The 17190-nt window shown below is 39.1% G+C and carries 16 protein-coding genes; 6 read left to right on the top strand and 10 right to left on the bottom strand.

Annotated elements, in window-relative coordinates:
- Positions 1-532 precede the first annotated feature (532 nt).
- From CWB60_RS05790 to CWB60_RS05765, 6 genes are all read right to left on the bottom strand, one after another.
- A complete protein-coding gene (locus tag CWB60_RS05790) occupies positions 533-1492 on the bottom strand; it encodes a sugar-binding transcriptional regulator (protein WP_004586535.1) in 960 nt (319 codons plus the stop codon).
- 164 nt (positions 1493-1656) lie between these two features.
- A complete protein-coding gene (locus CWB60_RS05785; protein ID WP_138576334.1) occupies positions 1657-2670 on the bottom strand; it encodes an ABC transporter ATP-binding protein in 1014 nt (337 codons plus the stop codon).
- A gap of 10 nt (positions 2671-2680) precedes the next feature.
- A complete protein-coding gene (locus tag CWB60_RS05780) occupies positions 2681-3511 on the bottom strand; it encodes a carbohydrate ABC transporter permease (protein WP_004586533.1) in 831 nt (276 codons plus the stop codon).
- 2 nt (positions 3512-3513) lie between these two features.
- Entirely contained in the window at positions 3514-4386 is an 873-nt protein-coding gene (locus CWB60_RS05775; protein ID WP_024033631.1) for a carbohydrate ABC transporter permease, read from the bottom strand.
- A 118-nt stretch (positions 4387-4504) separates the two neighbouring features.
- Entirely contained in the window at positions 4505-5809 is a 1305-nt protein-coding gene (locus CWB60_RS05770) for an ABC transporter substrate-binding protein (protein ID WP_138576332.1), read from the bottom strand.
- A gap of 140 nt (positions 5810-5949) precedes the next feature.
- Complete coding sequence (locus tag CWB60_RS05765; RefSeq protein WP_138576330.1) at positions 5950-7272, bottom strand: hypothetical protein; 1323 nt, start codon at positions 7270-7272, stop codon at positions 5950-5952.
- A 466-nt stretch (positions 7273-7738) separates the two neighbouring features.
- On the opposite strand from CWB60_RS05765, the gene CWB60_RS05760 reads away from it, so the two are divergent.
- The 5 genes from CWB60_RS05760 (at position 7739) to CWB60_RS05740 (ending at position 13322) form a co-directional block, all read left to right on the top strand.
- The gene (locus tag CWB60_RS05760) at positions 7739-8122 is read left to right on the top strand and encodes a response regulator (RefSeq protein WP_029772290.1); all 384 of its coding nucleotides are present in this window, start codon (positions 7739-7741) and stop codon (positions 8120-8122) included.
- A gap of 12 nt (positions 8123-8134) precedes the next feature.
- Positions 8135-9040 carry an AAA family ATPase gene (locus tag CWB60_RS05755; RefSeq protein ID WP_138576328.1) on the top strand — a complete coding sequence of 302 codons (906 nt, stop codon included), beginning with the start codon at positions 8135-8137 and terminating at the stop codon, positions 9038-9040.
- 184 nt (positions 9041-9224) lie between these two features.
- The gene (locus tag CWB60_RS05750; protein ID WP_417655221.1) at positions 9225-10037 is read left to right on the top strand and encodes a DUF58 domain-containing protein; all 813 of its coding nucleotides are present in this window, start codon (positions 9225-9227) and stop codon (positions 10035-10037) included.
- Positions 10030-11991: a transglutaminase TgpA family protein gene (locus CWB60_RS05745; protein WP_138576324.1), complete on the top strand. Its 1962-nt coding sequence runs from the start codon at positions 10030-10032 to the stop codon at positions 11989-11991. The genes CWB60_RS05750 and CWB60_RS05745 overlap by 8 nt, the downstream gene beginning before the upstream one ends.
- Before the next feature lie 8 nt (positions 11992-11999).
- Positions 12000-13322, top strand: a complete 1323-nt coding sequence (locus CWB60_RS05740) for a Na+/H+ antiporter family protein (protein WP_138576322.1) — start codon at positions 12000-12002, stop codon at positions 13320-13322.
- Between the two features lie 212 nt (positions 13323-13534).
- Here CWB60_RS05740 and CWB60_RS05735 read toward each other — a convergent pair whose 3' ends face one another.
- Genes CWB60_RS05735 through CWB60_RS05725 form a run of 3 tightly spaced genes read right to left on the bottom strand, consistent with a single transcriptional unit; the run spans position 13535 to position 15640 of the window.
- Entirely contained in the window at positions 13535-13966 is a 432-nt protein-coding gene (locus tag CWB60_RS05735; protein ID WP_029772286.1) for an acyl-CoA thioesterase, read from the bottom strand.
- A 5-nt stretch (positions 13967-13971) separates the two neighbouring features.
- Complete coding sequence (locus tag CWB60_RS05730; RefSeq protein WP_138576320.1) at positions 13972-14790, bottom strand: M23 family metallopeptidase; 819 nt, start codon at positions 14788-14790, stop codon at positions 13972-13974.
- Positions 14783-15640, bottom strand: coding sequence for a 6-carboxytetrahydropterin synthase (locus tag CWB60_RS05725; protein ID WP_138576318.1), 858 nt, complete (start codon positions 15638-15640; stop codon positions 14783-14785). Before CWB60_RS05725 ends, CWB60_RS05730 begins: the two co-directional genes overlap by 8 nt.
- Before the next feature lie 204 nt (positions 15641-15844).
- Here CWB60_RS05725 and fabA point away from each other — a divergent pair, with 204 nt between their 5' ends.
- Positions 15845-16360, top strand: coding sequence for a bifunctional 3-hydroxydecanoyl-ACP dehydratase/trans-2-decenoyl-ACP isomerase (gene fabA, locus CWB60_RS05720; protein ID WP_004586523.1), 516 nt, complete (start codon positions 15845-15847; stop codon positions 16358-16360).
- 66 nt (positions 16361-16426) lie between these two features.
- On the opposite strand, the gene rmf is transcribed toward fabA, so the two are convergent.
- Complete coding sequence (gene rmf, locus CWB60_RS05715) at positions 16427-16597, bottom strand: ribosome modulation factor (RefSeq protein WP_004586522.1); 171 nt, start codon at positions 16595-16597, stop codon at positions 16427-16429.
- Between the last annotated feature and the right edge of the window lie 593 nt (positions 16598-17190).

Below are 17190 nucleotides of genomic sequence, written 5' to 3'. Positions count from 1 at the left end.
AAAAATAGGGGTTTATACCTAAATAATAGAAGCATAGTTACTTTGATTATGTATTAATCCACCTTATTTAACATAATATAAATTATAGGTAGTTATCTATATTATAATAAGGAGTGCGTATTACACTCCTGCTATGTCCAATACTAGACGGTATCGGACATTAGGATTATTTTTACCAAGCTATACCAAGCCTTACTTTGCTAAGTGCTTTTAGTTTATTTCTGGTCATTACGCTTTTATTATCCATTACACTCAAAACTTTACTAACTATATTACTTGCAAAGAACTTTAAGCATTGGCTACTTTAAAATTTTTACCACAGCAGTTTTTGTTTTGCTATTTTCATCAACGTTCTTTCATTGCGGCGCTCTTTTATTACAGCGCTATTTAAAACGTTTTATAAAAAGCCTAAATTTATTAAAACTTTATTGGTATTTTAAATGAGCCTGTTAGTTTTCCTTTTTGAAAAATAAAGGCTCAGTTAGTCAGTTATCATCCGTAGATTTTAAAAAGCTACCTAAAACAACCTTGGCTAATCCATACTTAAAATACGTTCTGCTGTGTATTCGTTAGTAATTAAACCGCTGATCATATTCGATCTAACTGCACCAAGTATCGCAAGTACTTTATCTTCACCGGCGGCTATAGCGTAAATTTGTTTATTACCTTCAATTTTTAATGGCGTACTGGCAACACGTTGGTTTACAGTGCAGTCAATTAATTGGCCGCGTTTGTCGTAAACCCAGCTGATCATTTCACCCACAGCCCCTAAATTTTGTAGCTCTTTTAGCTCTTGCTCATCAACAAAGCCATCAATATGCAATGGCGATTTTTCGCCTAGGCTACCTACACCCACAAATGTTACGTCGGCTTGGGTGGCCAATTTTAAGTTACTGGTAATATTATGTTGTGAATGCAATTGCTGTTTCTCTTCAACACTTCTTGGTAATACAGGAAGCGGCATTGGGTAATGCTTTGCATTTATATGCTCGGCCATTCTAACAACTACATCATAAGGTGAAGCCGACCCGTCAAGTGCCATGTTACCTAGCATCGCCACTACTTTGTGTTGGCTACAATCTAGCGTTGGCAGTTCATCAACACATGCACGTAATACGCGCCCAGTACCCATAGCTAAAATTTTCGGTGTTTCTGATTTTAAATGGCGTTGTATTTCAGCAGCACCGGCTTGCGCTAAACCCACTGTAGAGTTTGGATCTGAGCCATCGCTAGGCACTACTTCACAAGAGTCTAAGCCAAAACGGCTTTTAATTTTTTCTGCTAAATCCATACATTTAGCAATAGGATGATCGAGCCTTACTTTAATAAGCCCTTGGCTTACAGATAATGCCACCATACGTTGAGCCGATTGACGAGATACATTGAGCTTCTTGGCAATTTCGTCTTGTGTTTTACCCGCAACATAATAGAGCCACCCTGCTCTAGCTGCATCATCGAGCTTACGTATTTCTGTATTTGATAGCTTTGCCACATAAACCTCTTATTTTGATAAGCCGCTTAGTTTTAGCGATAAATCATTTTATAATATTTGCAAATATATCATTCATTTATAAAATGCCGAAGTGTCACATTAATTTAATAACCAATACTTTAGGTAAATTTGCTATTCCTAAAGTATTGGGTGAAAACGGCGGATTAAACTGTTGGGTTTTTAATCGTTAAACCATTTTTATCAAATCTATGTACCTTGTGCTCAGGCGCACTTAAATAAATTGTATCGCCATATTGTAGTGGGCAATCGCCATCTGCTTTTACCGTAACCGTACTGCCATCGTTAATAGTTACATGTAAAAAGCTTTCAGAACCTAAATGCTCGATTACGCCTACAGTACCTTGCCAAGTTCCTGACTCAGTTGAAATTTCAAAGTGCTCAGGACGTACACCCAAACTGTGCGTTTGTGCATGGCTATCGTTATCTACTACAATAAAGTTCATTTTTGGTGAACCAATAAAGCCTGCCACAAATTTATTTACTGGGTGCTGATACAGCTCAAGTGGCGTACCGACTTGCTCAATAATCCCGCCATTAAATACCGCAATTCTGTCTGCCATTGTCATCGCTTCAACTTGATCATGTGTTACATAAATCATTGTTGTAGCTAAGCTTTTGTGTAGCTCAGAAATTTCTAAGCGCATATTTACACGCAGTGATGCATCTAAATTTGAAAGCGGTTCGTCAAACAAAAAAGCCGACGGTTGCCTAACAATTGCACGCCCTATTGCTACACGTTGGCGTTGCCCGCCCGATAATTGCCCTGGTTTACGGTCTAAGTAATCAGTTAAATTAAGTATTTTAGCGGCATTTGCTATTTTACTTTCAATTTCAGCAGGGCTTACTTTTGCACGTTTTAGTGGAAACGCAATGTTATTGCGTACACTCATGTGCGGGTACAGAGCGTACGACTGAAAGACCATAGCTAAACCACGTTTTGCCGGTGGCGTCTTTGTGGCATCTTGGCCATCAATCTCAATTGTGCCGCTGGTTGTGTCTTCCAATCCGGCAATCATACGTAGTAATGTTGATTTACCACAGCCTGATGGCCCTACAAATACAATAAATTCACCGTCTTTTATCTCTAAATCAAGCGGTTTAATTACGTTAACTTCATCAAAACTTTTAGTTACTTTTTTTAGTGTGATGCTGCCCATGTGTGTTCTCCTACTTTACTGCGCCAAAGCTTAAGCCGCGCACTAATTGTTTTTGACTAAACCAACCAAGAATTAATATTGGCACAATGGCCATGGCAGAAGCTGCCGACAACTTGGCGTAAAATAACCCTTCTGGGCTTGAGTAACTGGCAATAAATGCCGTTAGTGGTGCGGCATTCGCAGCGGTTAAAATGAGTGTCCAAAATGCTTCGTTCCATGCCAAAATTACGTTTAACAGTAATGTTGAGGCTATGCCGGGTAATGCGATTGGCAGTAATACATGAAATATTTCCTCGCCAATAGTTGCACCATCCATTCGTGACGCTTCTAAAATTTCACCCGGAATTTCTCTAAAGTAGGTGTATAACATCCATACCATAATCGGTAAGTTTATTAAGGTCATAACAATAACTAAGCCCAGTTTTGTATCTAATAAGGCAAAGTCTCTAAAGAGTAAATAAATAGGAATTAACACCCCTACCGGCGGGAGCATTTTTGTAGAAAGCATCCACATAAGTAGGTTTTTAGTTTTTTTCGTTTGCACAAACGCCATTGACCACGCGGCTGGTACGGCTATTAATAAGCCCAATAAACTTGAGCCGAGTGATATAACCACTGAGTTCCAAAAGTGATCAAAATATGGCGAGCGGGCTAACACATCTTGATAGTTTTCCAGTGTCCAATCAAAAGCAAATAACGCTGGTGTGGCTGATATTGCTTCTGCTTCGGTTTTAAAACTGGTGATTAGTGTCCACAAAATTGGGAAAAATATCATCCCACTGATGGTCCATGCTGCCAGGGTATAAATTAGTTTTGATTTTTTATTTGCTGCACTAGCCATGATTAACCCTCTAAGTTTTTACCAATAAGGCGCATTAAAAATATGGCTACAATATTGGCAATAATTACTGCAACTATGCCCCCTGCTGAGCCCCCGCCTACATCAAATTGTAATAACGATTGGGTGTAAATTAAGTAAGTAATATTGGTTGATGCATACCCAGGCCCGCCACTGGTTGTCACTAAAATTTCTGCAAAAATAGAAAGTAAAAATATAGTTTCAATTAAAATAACAGCGGTAACAGCGCGTGATAAATGCGGAAGCACGATGTAAAAAAACTTACTAAAAGGCCCTGCACCATCTAAATCGGCAGCTTCGAGTTGTTCGCGGTCAAGGGATTGAATTGCCGTGAGTAATATCAACGCTGCAAACGGTAACCACTGCCAAGAAACAATAATAATGATTGAAAACAAAGGCATTTGCGCAAAAAAGTCGATAGGTTCAAACCCGAGCCAAATTGCAAAGTGTGCAAATAATCCGTTTACAGGGTTCATAAACATGTTTTTCCACACCAAAGCCGATACGGTTGGCATAACAAAAAATGGGGCGAGAACCATAATACGAACATAGTTTCGCCCCCATATTGCTTGGTCGAGGAGAACAGCTAAACCGATACCACCACAAATTGTGATAGCTAATACACCCGTTACTAAATAAAGGGTATTAAAAAAGGATTCAACAAATGCGGGATCTGTTAAAAAAAACTCGTAGTTTAAAAAGCCTACAAATTCGCGTTCACCAGGAATAAGTAAGTTGTAATCTACAAACGAGAAATAGAGTGTCATGCACAGCGGCACTATCATCCATCCTAGTAATAAAATTACACTAGGAAATAGCATTATGCGTGCAAGCGTACGAGACTGTGTAGTTGCCATATCAGTGACCTTGAAAAAGTCAGCATTAACCTTAGCAACAACGACAAACGGCTACTAGATAACATGCTAATGCTGACGAAAAATACGAGGTAAGCGTTAAACTTACCCGCCTACTTATTTATTTTGGGTAGCGCGCTTTACGCATTGTGCGCTCAACTAGGCGTTGTGATGTGTTAAGCGCTTGCTCAACAGTCATTTGCCCAGTAAGTGCAGCGGAAAACTGCTGCCCAACAGCAGTACCAATTCCTTGAAATTCAGGAATAGCTACAAACTGAATGCCAACATAAGGCACGGGTTTAACAGTAGGGTTTTTCGGGTCGGCCGAATTAATAGAATCAAGCGTTATTTGTGCAAACGGTGCTGCATTCATGTATTGCTCGTTTTCATAAAGTGATGCGCGAGTACCCGGCGGTACTTTTGCCCAGCCTTTGTTATCGGCAACTAATTGGCTGTACTCTTTTGATGTAGCCCAGCTAATAAATTTCATTGCAGCATCAGATTTTTTACTACTAGAAGGAATTGCAAGTGTCCATGACCATAGCCAGTTACCACGTTTACCTAAGCCATTATCTGGTGCAAGTGCAAAGCCTACTTTATCAGCGACTTCAGAATCTTTTTTATTGGTTACAAATGCGCCAGCAACCGTTGCATCAATCCAAATACCACATTTACCCGTTTGAAATAACGCTAGGTTTTCGTTAAACCCATTCGCTGACGAACCCGCAGGTCCAGACTCTTTCATAACATCTACATAGTACTGGAGTGTGGCTTTCCATTCAGGGGTGTTAAATTGTGGTTTCCAATTTTCATCAAACCAGCGAGCGCCAAACGAATTTGCCATTGAAGTAATTAAAGCAACATTTTCGCCCCAACCCGCTTTACCGCGTAAGCAAAGGCCATAAACACCTTCATCTTTATTGGTCATCGCTTTTGCAGCTTTTTGAATAAAGCTCCACGTAGGCGCGTTTGGCATTTCTAGGCCGGCTCTTTCCATTAGGTCTGTACGGTACATAACCATAGAGCTTTCGCCATAAAATGGGGCCGCGTATAATTTGTTATCTATCGTTAAGCCACTGCGAATAGCCGGTAGTAAGTCATCAACGTCGTAATTTTCACCTAGGTTATCAAGCTCAGTTAGCCAGTTTTGTTTACCCCAAATTGGCACTTCATATGTGCCAATTGTCATTACGTCGTATTGGCCGCCTTTTGTGGCAACATCGGTTGTTACACGTTGACGTAAAATATTTTCTTCTAGTGTTACCCATTTTAATGAAATATCTGGGTTTTGTTCTTCAAAATGATTGCTAAGCTCTTTCATGGTGATCATGTCACCATTATTAACAGTGGCAATGGTTATGGTTTCTTTAGCGGCTACGTTAATAGCCATAACTGAACACGCGAGCATTAATAATTTAGTTTTCATCGGGTTAACCCTCATAAATATGTTAAATGACGCTTAAAAAAATAACTGTAAAGCGCCTTAGTAAATAAAGCGGTGAGTAATTTCAACGTATTTACAGCGCTGAAATTACCTTTAAACCAAACAGTAAGTTAGTAAGCTATTTAAAATTTAACTGAGATTTCTGAGGTGAAACCGTCAAAACCACGACCAATTTGGCCGCCTGAGTTTACGCCTTCTTCTTGATTTACATACTCAACTTTTAAAAGTGTAGAATCTGTAAACCAGTAACCTGCGGCTACTTGTAAGCGCTCAACGGTGTTATCGTTTTGGCTGATTAAATCGGAAGTGTTTTCTGACTCTGCATAGCGCGCGGCTACGTAAAGTTTTTCAGGAATGATATATTGCTGTGCTTCAACTGCGTAATATTCTACTGAGCTTTCGCCTTTAATTACACTGTTAGAATCAAACGTGGTACCGTTTTCGTCTGCCACGCCATCTGTACCAAAGTAGGTAATACCTGCCACTGCGTTACCTGCAGAGTCTGCAAAGGTGTAATCGTCAGACGATTTACCCAACATTAAAATGATGCTGGTTTGATCTGATGGCTGATACGCTAAATTTAATTGAATGATAGACTGATCAAGCCCTGGCATAACACCTACGTGAGTATCACGTTCGCTTGAAGGAGAAGCCGAAAAGTTATAGTTTTCGCCATCACCAAAACGGTAATTTGTTGTTGTGAGTCCATCTAAGCTCGCTACGCCATTTTCAAAACGAAGTTGATCGCCTTGGTTTGCTTGTAAGTAATTTAAGCCAACTTTAAAGCCACCTTCAAACTCTAATGTACCTTGTAAGCGGTAATTAAAGCCTCTATCTTCTTGAAATGCTTCGCCAAAACTTGATGTAGTAATGTGACCTGCCACGTTATAAGAACGAAGCACACCACTATCAAAATTTTCTGTGTAGCTTAATTGTGCACCGTTTTCTGCGGTTGCGTAGTCGTTAATGCCGTTACCAATTAAGGCATTACCTTGGTTATCAGCGCCGTCTTGAAAACCTTTAAACTGAAATGGAGACGCGCCAATATTACCTAAACGAAGCGTTAAATTTTCGTTTTCGTTTGGTGTGCCGTATAAGCCAAGTAAATCAAATTCAATACCTGCAAAGTCGTTATGGAACGAAAAATCACGGTCGCCGCCGCCAAAATCGTTTGGCTCTTCGGCTATATCAATGTCGGCAGTAATGTATTCATTTATATGAAACTTAAGCATCAAGTTAGCTCTAATACGCCCAAAACCTGATGATTGCTCTTCATCTCCAGGACGAAATGCACCGTCTTTAGCTTGTATAGACTGAAAGTTTTGCATTGCTAGAAAGTTAACGTCAAGGCGGTCAAAGTAATCTGACATTTCTGCTTGTGCAGGCGCCGCCAACGCTGCTGCTACTAAAGTTAGCGCAAATTTAGCTTTCTTATTATTTAACATAATGAACTCTCTATTTAGTGTGTTGTGTATTTTCAGTGTGCAGCTAAAGCAAATGGGCATTTTATTTAAATGTGTTTTTAAACTTCGTAATGGGCATTGGCTCAGCTAATGGGCATAATCACAAATGAATAATGTAACGTCAACATCTTTTATTACAAAACATTTACATGAAATCGTGTTTATAAAAATTTACATTTATAAACAAGGGTTTAATAGTTTTGAATTCCAAAATAAAATTGCCAGTTATGACTAAAGTCTTATTTAAAGTGTTCTGTAGAGGGCTATTGAAGATCGTTATTTAACATTTATTAACCAATTAAATGGTATGGGCGTTTAATTAATACGGCAGGTTTAGGCGCGTAAAAGCGCTAATTGGTTGTTTTTTGATTTACTTTCTTGAGCTTATACAGTGCTTAGCATAAAATTAAATTACTTTAGATGTATAAAAAATAGAAGTAATTAACATATGGAATTTGTGCGCCCGCTTGAGCCTATACTTATTATTGATGACGTTAAAGAAATACGTGACTACCTAAACCAAATATTAACGGAGCTAGGCTTTGAAGATATTTTAGAAAGCAACGATTACCTTTCTGCAAAACCCCTTCTTGATAAAAAATCACCCAATGTCATATTTTTGGATGTGGACTTACCTGATTCTGAAAGCTCTGATATTCTAGAACATATTAATGATAGCTACCCTCACGCTCACGTTGTTATGTGCTCGGGTCATAACACCCTTGAAAACGTGCAAAACACATGGGAATTAGGCGCTAAAGGCTTTATAGAAAAACCTTTTAACGCTAAAAAAGTTAATTCTGTTATGAAGCGCCTCGAACTAAGCGAATAAAATAAGGTCAGTATGCAAAGCACTGTTACGGCAATTATCGACGATTTATCGAGTGTTATTTTTGGAAAAAAACAACAAATAAAACTAGCACTCACCTGCTTATTCAGTGAAGGACATTTACTGATAGAAGATTTACCTGGTATGGGCAAAACTACGCTCTCACATGCACTTGCTGCAGTGCTTGGGCTGTCGTATCAGCGTATACAATTTACAAGCGATCTTTTACCTGCCGATATTTTGGGAACCAATGTATTTAACGCTAATGAGCACACGTTCACATTTCACAAGGGGCCGATTTTTAGCCAAGTTGTATTAGCAGATGAAATAAACCGCGCGGGCCCTAAAACGCAAAGTGCATTGCTTGAGGCAATGGAAGAGCAGCAAGTTACAGTAGATGGTACTAAGTACACGTTACCAAATCCTTTTTTTGTAATTGCCACGCAAAACCCGCTTTATCAGTCGGGTACTTACCCACTTCCAGAATCGCAGTTAGATCGATTTTTAATGCGCATAAGTTTAGGTTTTCCTCCTAAAGAGGCTGAAAAACAACTTATTTTAAACATTAAACCGCGAGACTACAGCCAATTACCACAAAGAATAGACGCTTATCAGCTACAGCAAATTCAAACCTTGATTAACCAAATTGTGATAAGTAGCCCTGTAATCGATTACATTATTGAATTAGTAACGCACACTCGTCAAAGCGCAGCATTTGCAGGCTCGCTGTCTCCACGGGCAAGTATGGCGCTGGCAAAAGCGGCTAAGTCGTGGGCATTTATTGAAGGGCGAGAGTTTGTAACTCCTGACGATGTACAAGCTGTATTTGCAAGTGTGTGCCAGCACCGATTAGGTTTGCATAACGAGTCGGGCGAAGCGCAAGTAAATGAAATTTTAAAAACCGTTGCTGTGCCAGTTTAACGTGTTATTTAGAAAAAAAGCCGAAAAGGTCGGTATATTAGGCGCATTAAAAAAGCGTTTACTTAATAAACTACTTAAAAACAAGCATTCAAAGCAATCCATTACGCTGGCTCATAACAATATATATGTAGTGCCCTCGCAGCTCGGCTTTTACTTTATTATTGTGGCTATTTTAAATTTTGTTATGGGCATTAATTATCAAAATAACTTAATTTTGGTAATGGCTTATTTAATGTTTGTGGTGATGATTATTGCCGTTCTGCTTGGTTATACAAATGCCAAAGGGCTAAAAGTTCAATATATAAAAAGTTTTGCCAGCTTCTCACCAAATAAAGGCTCGGTTAAATTTATTTTAAAAGCCCCTACACTTACTCAATCAGTATCGCTTGGCTACTCGAGTGACTCAGAATACGCAAAGCACTTAACGCAAGTTACGCCCAAAGACAGCGCTTTAATTATTAACCTACCTTATAATGCCCGCGGTAAATATACCCTTGAACGTTTTAAAATACACAGTAATTACCCATTTGGGCTGGTAAGCGTGTGGAGTTATATACAACCCAATGACTCTGTTTACGTTTACCCTGCGCCAGAGCATGTACTAAACGACACTTACAACAGTACGTTTGAACACACAACGCAAACAGGCAGTATTAAAGAGCCCGGCAGCGAAGAGTTTGATGAACTAATTACGCATTTACCAGAAATGGGATTGCAGCGAATTTCATGGAAACATTATGCTAAATCGCAGCAGTTACTCGTAAAAGAATTTATAGATTATAAAAAGTCCGATATTGTTTTTGATTTTAACCTGCTAACGGGTAACACCGAGCAACGCTTGAGTCAGCTTTGCTTTTTAGTGTGTAATGCATGCGAAAACAACACGCCGTTTACACTAATTTTGCCCTCAGCAAGTTACAAAGCAACTAACGATACGCACGATAAATCACAGTGTTTAGCACTTCTGAGCGAATACGGCGGAGCAAATAATGGCTGAGCTATTAAATTACCGGGCAATTAATTTAGCAATGAGCTTTATATACGCCTGCTTATTTGCGTTTTATTTATCGCATATGCCCATACTCTTTATTGGGGTTTTATCGCTTTTATGCCTTTGGAACGTGTACTTAACACTGACTAACAACCCTAAACCTAACGCGTGGCTTGCAAATATTTTGGCTGGATTAGCCTTAATATTAATGATTTACACCATAGGTATAGGCGATACAGTCATATTGTTTGTTGCTATGTTATTGCTCTCTAGTATTTTTAAATTACTGCAGGCTAAAACAAAAAAACATTACCATATTATTGTCACACTCACGTTTTTTTCTATTTCATCGGCGTATTTGTTTAACCAAAGCATAATAACCACCTTAACCATGAGCACCCTATTTTTACTCAATTTTGCTGTATTGAGCTTAATTGAATCTTCTCATAGTTTAAAATTAGCCTCTAAACAAAGTGCTAAGCTGTTATTTATTGCTTTGCCCTTAGCTATATTTTTGTTGTTGTTTTTACCTAAAATGCCCGCTTTTTGGCAGTTACCTGGGCCCAAGCTTGCTAAAACAGGGCTTTCTGAACAGGTAGACCCGTTTGATATTGCAAAGCTGTCTAATTCTGATGAACTTGTTTTTAGAGCGCGTTTTGATAACGACACGCCCGCCTCACCTTATTATTGGCGAGCACTTGTGCACGATACCTTTGATGGTAAAGCGTGGAAAACATCTGATTTATTAAAATATAATAATCAAAGCGCAGATCCCAATAAACAAATTGCAGTACAAAATACCTACACTATTATTGCCGAGCCTGCTAATCAAAAATGGTTATATGGGCTTGATTACGCAACCAGTAACAATAAAAATGTTGAAAGTAATGCGCTGGGGCTACTTCGAAAAAAACAATATCAAGCTAAAAGCTTGCAGTATCAGGTATCAAGTGCAGCACTGAGTACTGAGCAACTTTCAGATTGGCAAACCGCTTATTACACACGCTTAAATAACCAAACAAACCAACAAGCAGCCAAGCTTGCTGCCAAACTTAAACAATCAACCACCTCGCAAAGCGACTTTTATAATGCATTGCTTAGCTACTTTTCTAAACAAGAATTTAGTTACACGTTAACCCCTGAGCCAATGACCGGTGACAGCACTATTGATCAATTTTTATTTGATAAAAAGCGCGGCTTTTGCGGCCATTACGCCAGTGCAGCAGCGTATATTTTTAGAAGCGCCGGTATTCCCGCGCGCTTGGCCAGCGGTTATTTAGGTGGCGAAAAAAACCAAACAAATAATTATTTATCGGTTCGGCAATACGATGCCCACGCTTGGGTTGAAGTGTATATTAATAATCAGTGGCAGATTTTTGATGCCACTGCGGTGGTCGCCCCCGAGCGGTTAAATGGTTCACTTTCGCAAAACGAAGAACTCAATGATGAATTTAAAAGTAATCTCGATTTTGGCTTAGTGAGTTTAAGTAACTTTGCAGCCGTTAATTGGTTAAGGCTAAAACTAGAAACCCTTGATTACCAATGGACCAGCTGGGTACTTGGCTTTGACGAAGAAAAGCAAAGTAACTTTTTAAAATCACTTTTTGGTAGTAAACATCTTTGGTTGGTACCTTTAGCGGTTATTTTAGGGCTTGCTTTTAGCTTTGCTGCTTACTTTATTTATTTAAATTGGCCACGCAATAAAAGTAAACGCCCGCCGTTAGTTTCAGAATTTGAGGTAATTAAGCACTGGGCAGATAAAAACGACATAGCGGCGCCTAGTCATTATTCACCTAATCAGCAGTTAATATACTTTGCTGAGCAAAGCCCTAATGCTGCGGAACCTTTAAGCGAATTTAGCTATTTATTTAACCAAGTGCGCTACGCTAAAAAACCTTTTACTAAAGAACGTAAAAATCAGGCTAAAGATCTGATAAAATTAATTAAATCTTCAAAATAGAGAAAACTATGAATGCGGTTGTTATAGGCGTTATTTTAATGCTTGGGCTCTCCTTAGCACGTGTAAATGTCATTGTAGCTATGATAATTAGTGCACTTGTAGCTGGTTTAACAGCGGGTTTAGGGATAAAAGAAAGTGTTGATGCATTTAATTCTGGTTTGTCGGCAGGCGCTGAAATTGCACTAAGTTACGCAATGTTAGGTGCCTTTGCAGTGGCTATTTCAAAATCGGGATTAACCCGTATCCTCGCCGAAAAGCTATTAAACAAAGTGAATGCACAAGGTGCTGGCAGCGAAACCTTTTTAAGCTATTTTATTTTATTAATTATATTAGGCTGCGCTATTTCTTCTCAAAATTTAGTGCCTGTGCACATAGCCTTTATACCTATTTTAATCCCCCCTTTGCTGGTTGTGTTTAATCAACTACGTTTAGACCGTCGCGCCATTGCCTGTATATTAACGTTTGGTTTAGCTACCTCTTACATGGTATTGCCTTATGGATTTGGTGGCATTTACTTATACTCTATTTTGCATAAAAACTTAGTTGATAACGGCCTAGACATAGTTAACACCCAAGTGCCTATGGCAATGATTATTCCTGCCTGCGGTATGTTGGTTGGGTTAATTATTGCGGTGTTTATAAGTTACGCAAAGCGCCGTGACTACCAAGCGCAACCGTTAACAACACAAAGCAAAGCTAGCGACATTGAGAAGCCAAAAAAAGTGATGATCGTGGGTTTGTTTGCTGTGCTTTCATCCTTGGTTGCACAAAACCTAAGTGGCTCTATGATATTAGGCGGCCTTGTTGGCGTAATGATATTTAGTGTATTTGGTGTTGTTAAGTGGGAAGAAAACGGCGACGTATTTAGTAAAGGCGTCGCCATGATGGCGATGATTGGCTTTATTATGATTTCGGCTCAAGGATTTGCCTCAGTAATGAAAGCAACCGGTGATGTAGCAAGTTTAGTTCACAGTGGCGCTGCATTATTTGATGGCAATAAGCCCCTCGCTGCGGCCTCTATTTTATTGGTGGGATTATTGATAACAATGGGTATTGGTAGTTCGTTTTCTACAGTGCCAATTATAGCTACCTTATTTGTTCCTTTATGTTTAGATTTAGGTTTCTCGATTATGGCAACTGCGGCTTTAGTGGGTACAGCGGGTGCATTAGGTGATGCGGGCTCTCCAGCCTCTGACTCTACACTTGGGCCAACATCGGGTTTAAATGCCGATGGTCAACATGACCATATACGAGATTCGGTGATCCCCACCTTTATACATTTTAATATTCCATTACTTATATTTGGTTGGATTGCGGCTATGGTGCTTTAACACTTCTGCACTTATAGTTTGTATAATTCATTATTTTTAAGGCATGTATTTCATGCCTTTTTTATAACTCCTTCTTTGCTGATCTAATCTATATATTTTTATAGTTGCTAAGATTGCTTTTACAATTAATTAGAATGATGTGTTCTTTTGCTATAATTAAATAAGCACCTAATAAAGATGCTTATTTAAAGGCCGCTTGCCTTAATATTTATTTATTCAAAACCGTAAATCATTTTATCGCACACAACCGGTGTCGGTCTGTGGTCATCATCTACGGCTACAAAAGTAAAGCTGCCTGAAATCGCCGAGTGCTTATCATCTTTATGCATGGTTTCTAAACAAATATCCACATCCACTTTAAGTGATGTATTGCCCACATGCACAACTTTAGCAATTAGCTCAGCAAAAGTACCCGCTGGAATAGCCTCTTTAAAATCAACTCTATCAGATGAAATAGTCACTAACGGCTTTCGGCAAAAACGAGTGGCGGCAATAAAAGCAACCTCGTCCATCCATGCTAACGCATCGCCACCAAATAATGTGTTGTGATGATTAGTGCGCCCAGGAAAAACCGTTTTAGTAACCGAGGTCGTTGAGTCTTCAATACGCTTTGCAATAATTGCATCGCGGTTAATGTCTGTCATAGTATCTACTTTTTATTAGCAAGCTTATCTTGCATCAATAATGCTGGGTCTAGGCGCTCGCCTTCCCAGTTAAAACGCCAATCAAGGTGTGGGCCTGTTACACGCCCTGTCGCACCTATTTCGGCAACTTTGTCGCCTTGGGTTATTGTATCGCCTACTTTTACATCTAATTTGCTTAAATGAATATATGTAGAGGTAACGCCATGGCCGTGGTCAATAATAAGCGTACCGCCAGAGTAGTATAAATCGGGGTCAGCAAACACCACGGTGCCACTAATCGGAGCATAAACAGGCGAGCCGGTTTTATTGGCAATATCTAAACCAAAATGTGGGCGTCGCGGTTCACCGTTAAAATAACGTTGGCTACCATAAACACCCGATATACGCCCTTGTGCCGGCTTTAACACCGGGTCTAAAAAGTACTGTAAATCAGAGTTAACCGCGCGCGCTTTACGTATTGCTTGCGCTTCGCGGCTAATACGTGCGCTTACTTCTTTAGGAGGCGACACATACTTTTTAGCCACACCGGTAATTTTATCAATTTTATAATCGCGTTTAGTGATCATTAAATCTTGCGTGTGTGTTTTACCATTATTATCTACCCACGTAAGGGCATGTTTTGCTTTCGCGTCGCGACCAAAGCCAAACACAAAATCGCCAGAGTCTGATAACTTTAATGTTTTACCATCTAACGATACTGACTTTACATTTTCAAGCTTGCCTGTCACCAAGCCGCCCTGCGTAAGGTGCCCTTTTAGCTCAAGCGCTAATGCACTAAAGCTAGTTGTGGTTACAAGCGCTGTTGCTAAAAGAGTTTTAAGCATAACTAATCGATCCCTTTCCTACGCCTTCATATGCGATAATTTTTACGTCTTTGTCTGGGTATTCTGCCTTAACTTGCTCAGCAAGGTGTTGAGCAATACATTCTACCGTTGTATCAACAGGTAAAATGTCACAGCGTGACTCGCTTATCGCCATTTCAAAGTAACCTTGTGCAGCGGTATAAGCAAAACACACATCATCGTTTTTAGCGCTTATGTGTTTTAATTCGCTTGCAGCGATTTGATCCTCAGCCGTGGCTAAATAAATATCTTGCCATTTTTCTGCCCATTGCTTTTGTAAGCGTGGCATAGACATACCATCTAAACTAATACCAATTTGCGAGCGATGGCCATGAATAATACGCTGACAGTTGCCATCGTGCTTTTTAAGGCCATGGCTGTAATGATAATAAAAACTTTGGCTGTGCTCTGGTTTAAGCGACAACTCAATTTTTTCAATGTTTCCTGGCAGTTTTGGTAAAATAGTGTCTATTAAAAATTCAGTCACTGATTCAACGCTAATTTCTGGTGCGTCTATCATGCAATAAGCTTGATGCGGAGCACTCATGGCTAAATGGTGGTTATCACCAAATGTGCAATCGAGCGTTTTGTGCGAATCAAATTCTTGTACTGTGCCATTTAAACCTTTAGCAATTGCTAATTTGTGGTCTAAACAGTCGTCAATTATGCCTTTAATTTGCTTTTTAACTAAGCCAAAGTCTAACACCATAGACTCTTCATTTAGCTTGCCATGCAACGTTAAGTCAACAATCCAGCTCTCGCCAACGGCGCCACGTTTGTTACATAAGTAAGAAAAATCAATCACTGTTAGTGAGTTAACAAAAAGGATCATAAACTTCCTTTAAACTGGTTATAAGTCAGGGGTAATTATAATGATTTCTGATTGTAATTGCGCGGTTTTATAGTGCAAAAAGCAATCGCCACTACTGATTGGCGATAAATCACGCAAAAAAGTGTTTTTTTCAACTGCTCCGAGTTGTTTAGCGTACAAGTGTACGCTAAAGTACTTGGCAATTTCTAAGCGAAGATAAGTGTTATGGAACCTAAAAATAGCTATACAAAAGAAGATTTGATCCTATGTGGTCAAGGTGAAATGTTTGGTGAAGGTAACTGCCGTTTACCAAGCGACAACATGTTAATGATGGACCGTATTACTTCAATCACTGCTGATGGCGGCGAGCACGGTAAAGGCCAAATTGTAGCTGAGCTTGATATTGACCCAAGCCTATGGTTTTTCGATTGCCATTTTAAAGGCGACCCAGTTATGCCAGGTTGTTTAGGGCTAGATGCTATGTGGCAACTCGTTGGCTTTTTCTTAGGCTGGTCTGGTGGGCCTGGTTTAGGCCGTGCTTTAGGTGTGGGTGAAGTTAAATTTACCGGTCAAATTTTACCTACAGCTAAAAAAGTAACGTACCGCCTTGATATGAAACGTGTAATTAAGCGTAAATTATTTATGGGTATGGCTGATGGCACAGTTGAAGTAGATGGCCGCGTAATTTACGAAGCAAAAGATTTAAAAGTGGGCTTATTTCAAGACACAAGCGCATTCTAAAATTAGTAATGTATGCAAAAAGGCCTCCAATTGGAGGCCTTTTTACGTTAATTCTTATTTGATGAATTAGGTTTTATACATGTTTCGGTTTTCAATTGCTTCACGCCAACCGCCTAACCATTCTGACTTAGGATCGATTTGCTGATAAGGGCATAGCTCTTTTGAGCGCCCGGCTAAACCTGCTTTAAAACCTTGAGAATGAGCTCTTTCTAAACGATCTCTTTTTTGTCTCTTCATCGGTAATATCCTCACCTTTTTTAATTATAAATTTTGTAGCATTAGTGAAATCTACATTTAATGAATAGTTAATAAAAATGTTAAATTCAAATAGCAAAATTAATTAATTTGTTTGACATTAACTAACATGCTGATGCAAAAATAATTTAACATTAATAAAAACACAGTGGTCGCACCACTTCATTTCTTACTACTTCTTTAATTTACAATACGGCTATCTAACCGCTTAAATGCACTTATGTGCTAAGGCGTGTTCTACTTTGCTGATTTAAATATCTCCATTAAAGCGATTAAATAACTGCTTAATGAAAGCAGCTAATGGGAAGCATATAGTTGGTATTTATGGTGCTTTACCGCCTTGTCTAAATGCCAAACACCACTGCAAATTTAACCAGCAAAAATCAACACGACCTATTTATCCGACACACCTTTTTTGGCTAAGTTCCAAACAAAAATGTAATCATGACGATTTTATTGCAATTTGCCCTTTTGTTTAAAAAACAGCTTTAACGATTTATTTTTAAACAATTGGTATTTATGCTTGATTAATTAAAGTCGATCGGTCTAATATGGGTTAACTTTAAAAAGGCTAT

Origin of the sequence: Pseudoalteromonas sp. S327 (genome assembly GCF_005886415.1) — a bacterium.
In the GTDB taxonomy this organism is placed as follows: Bacteria; Pseudomonadota; Gammaproteobacteria; order Enterobacterales; family Alteromonadaceae; genus Pseudoalteromonas; species Pseudoalteromonas atlantica.
This window is presented reverse-complemented; position numbering and strand designations above follow the sequence as displayed.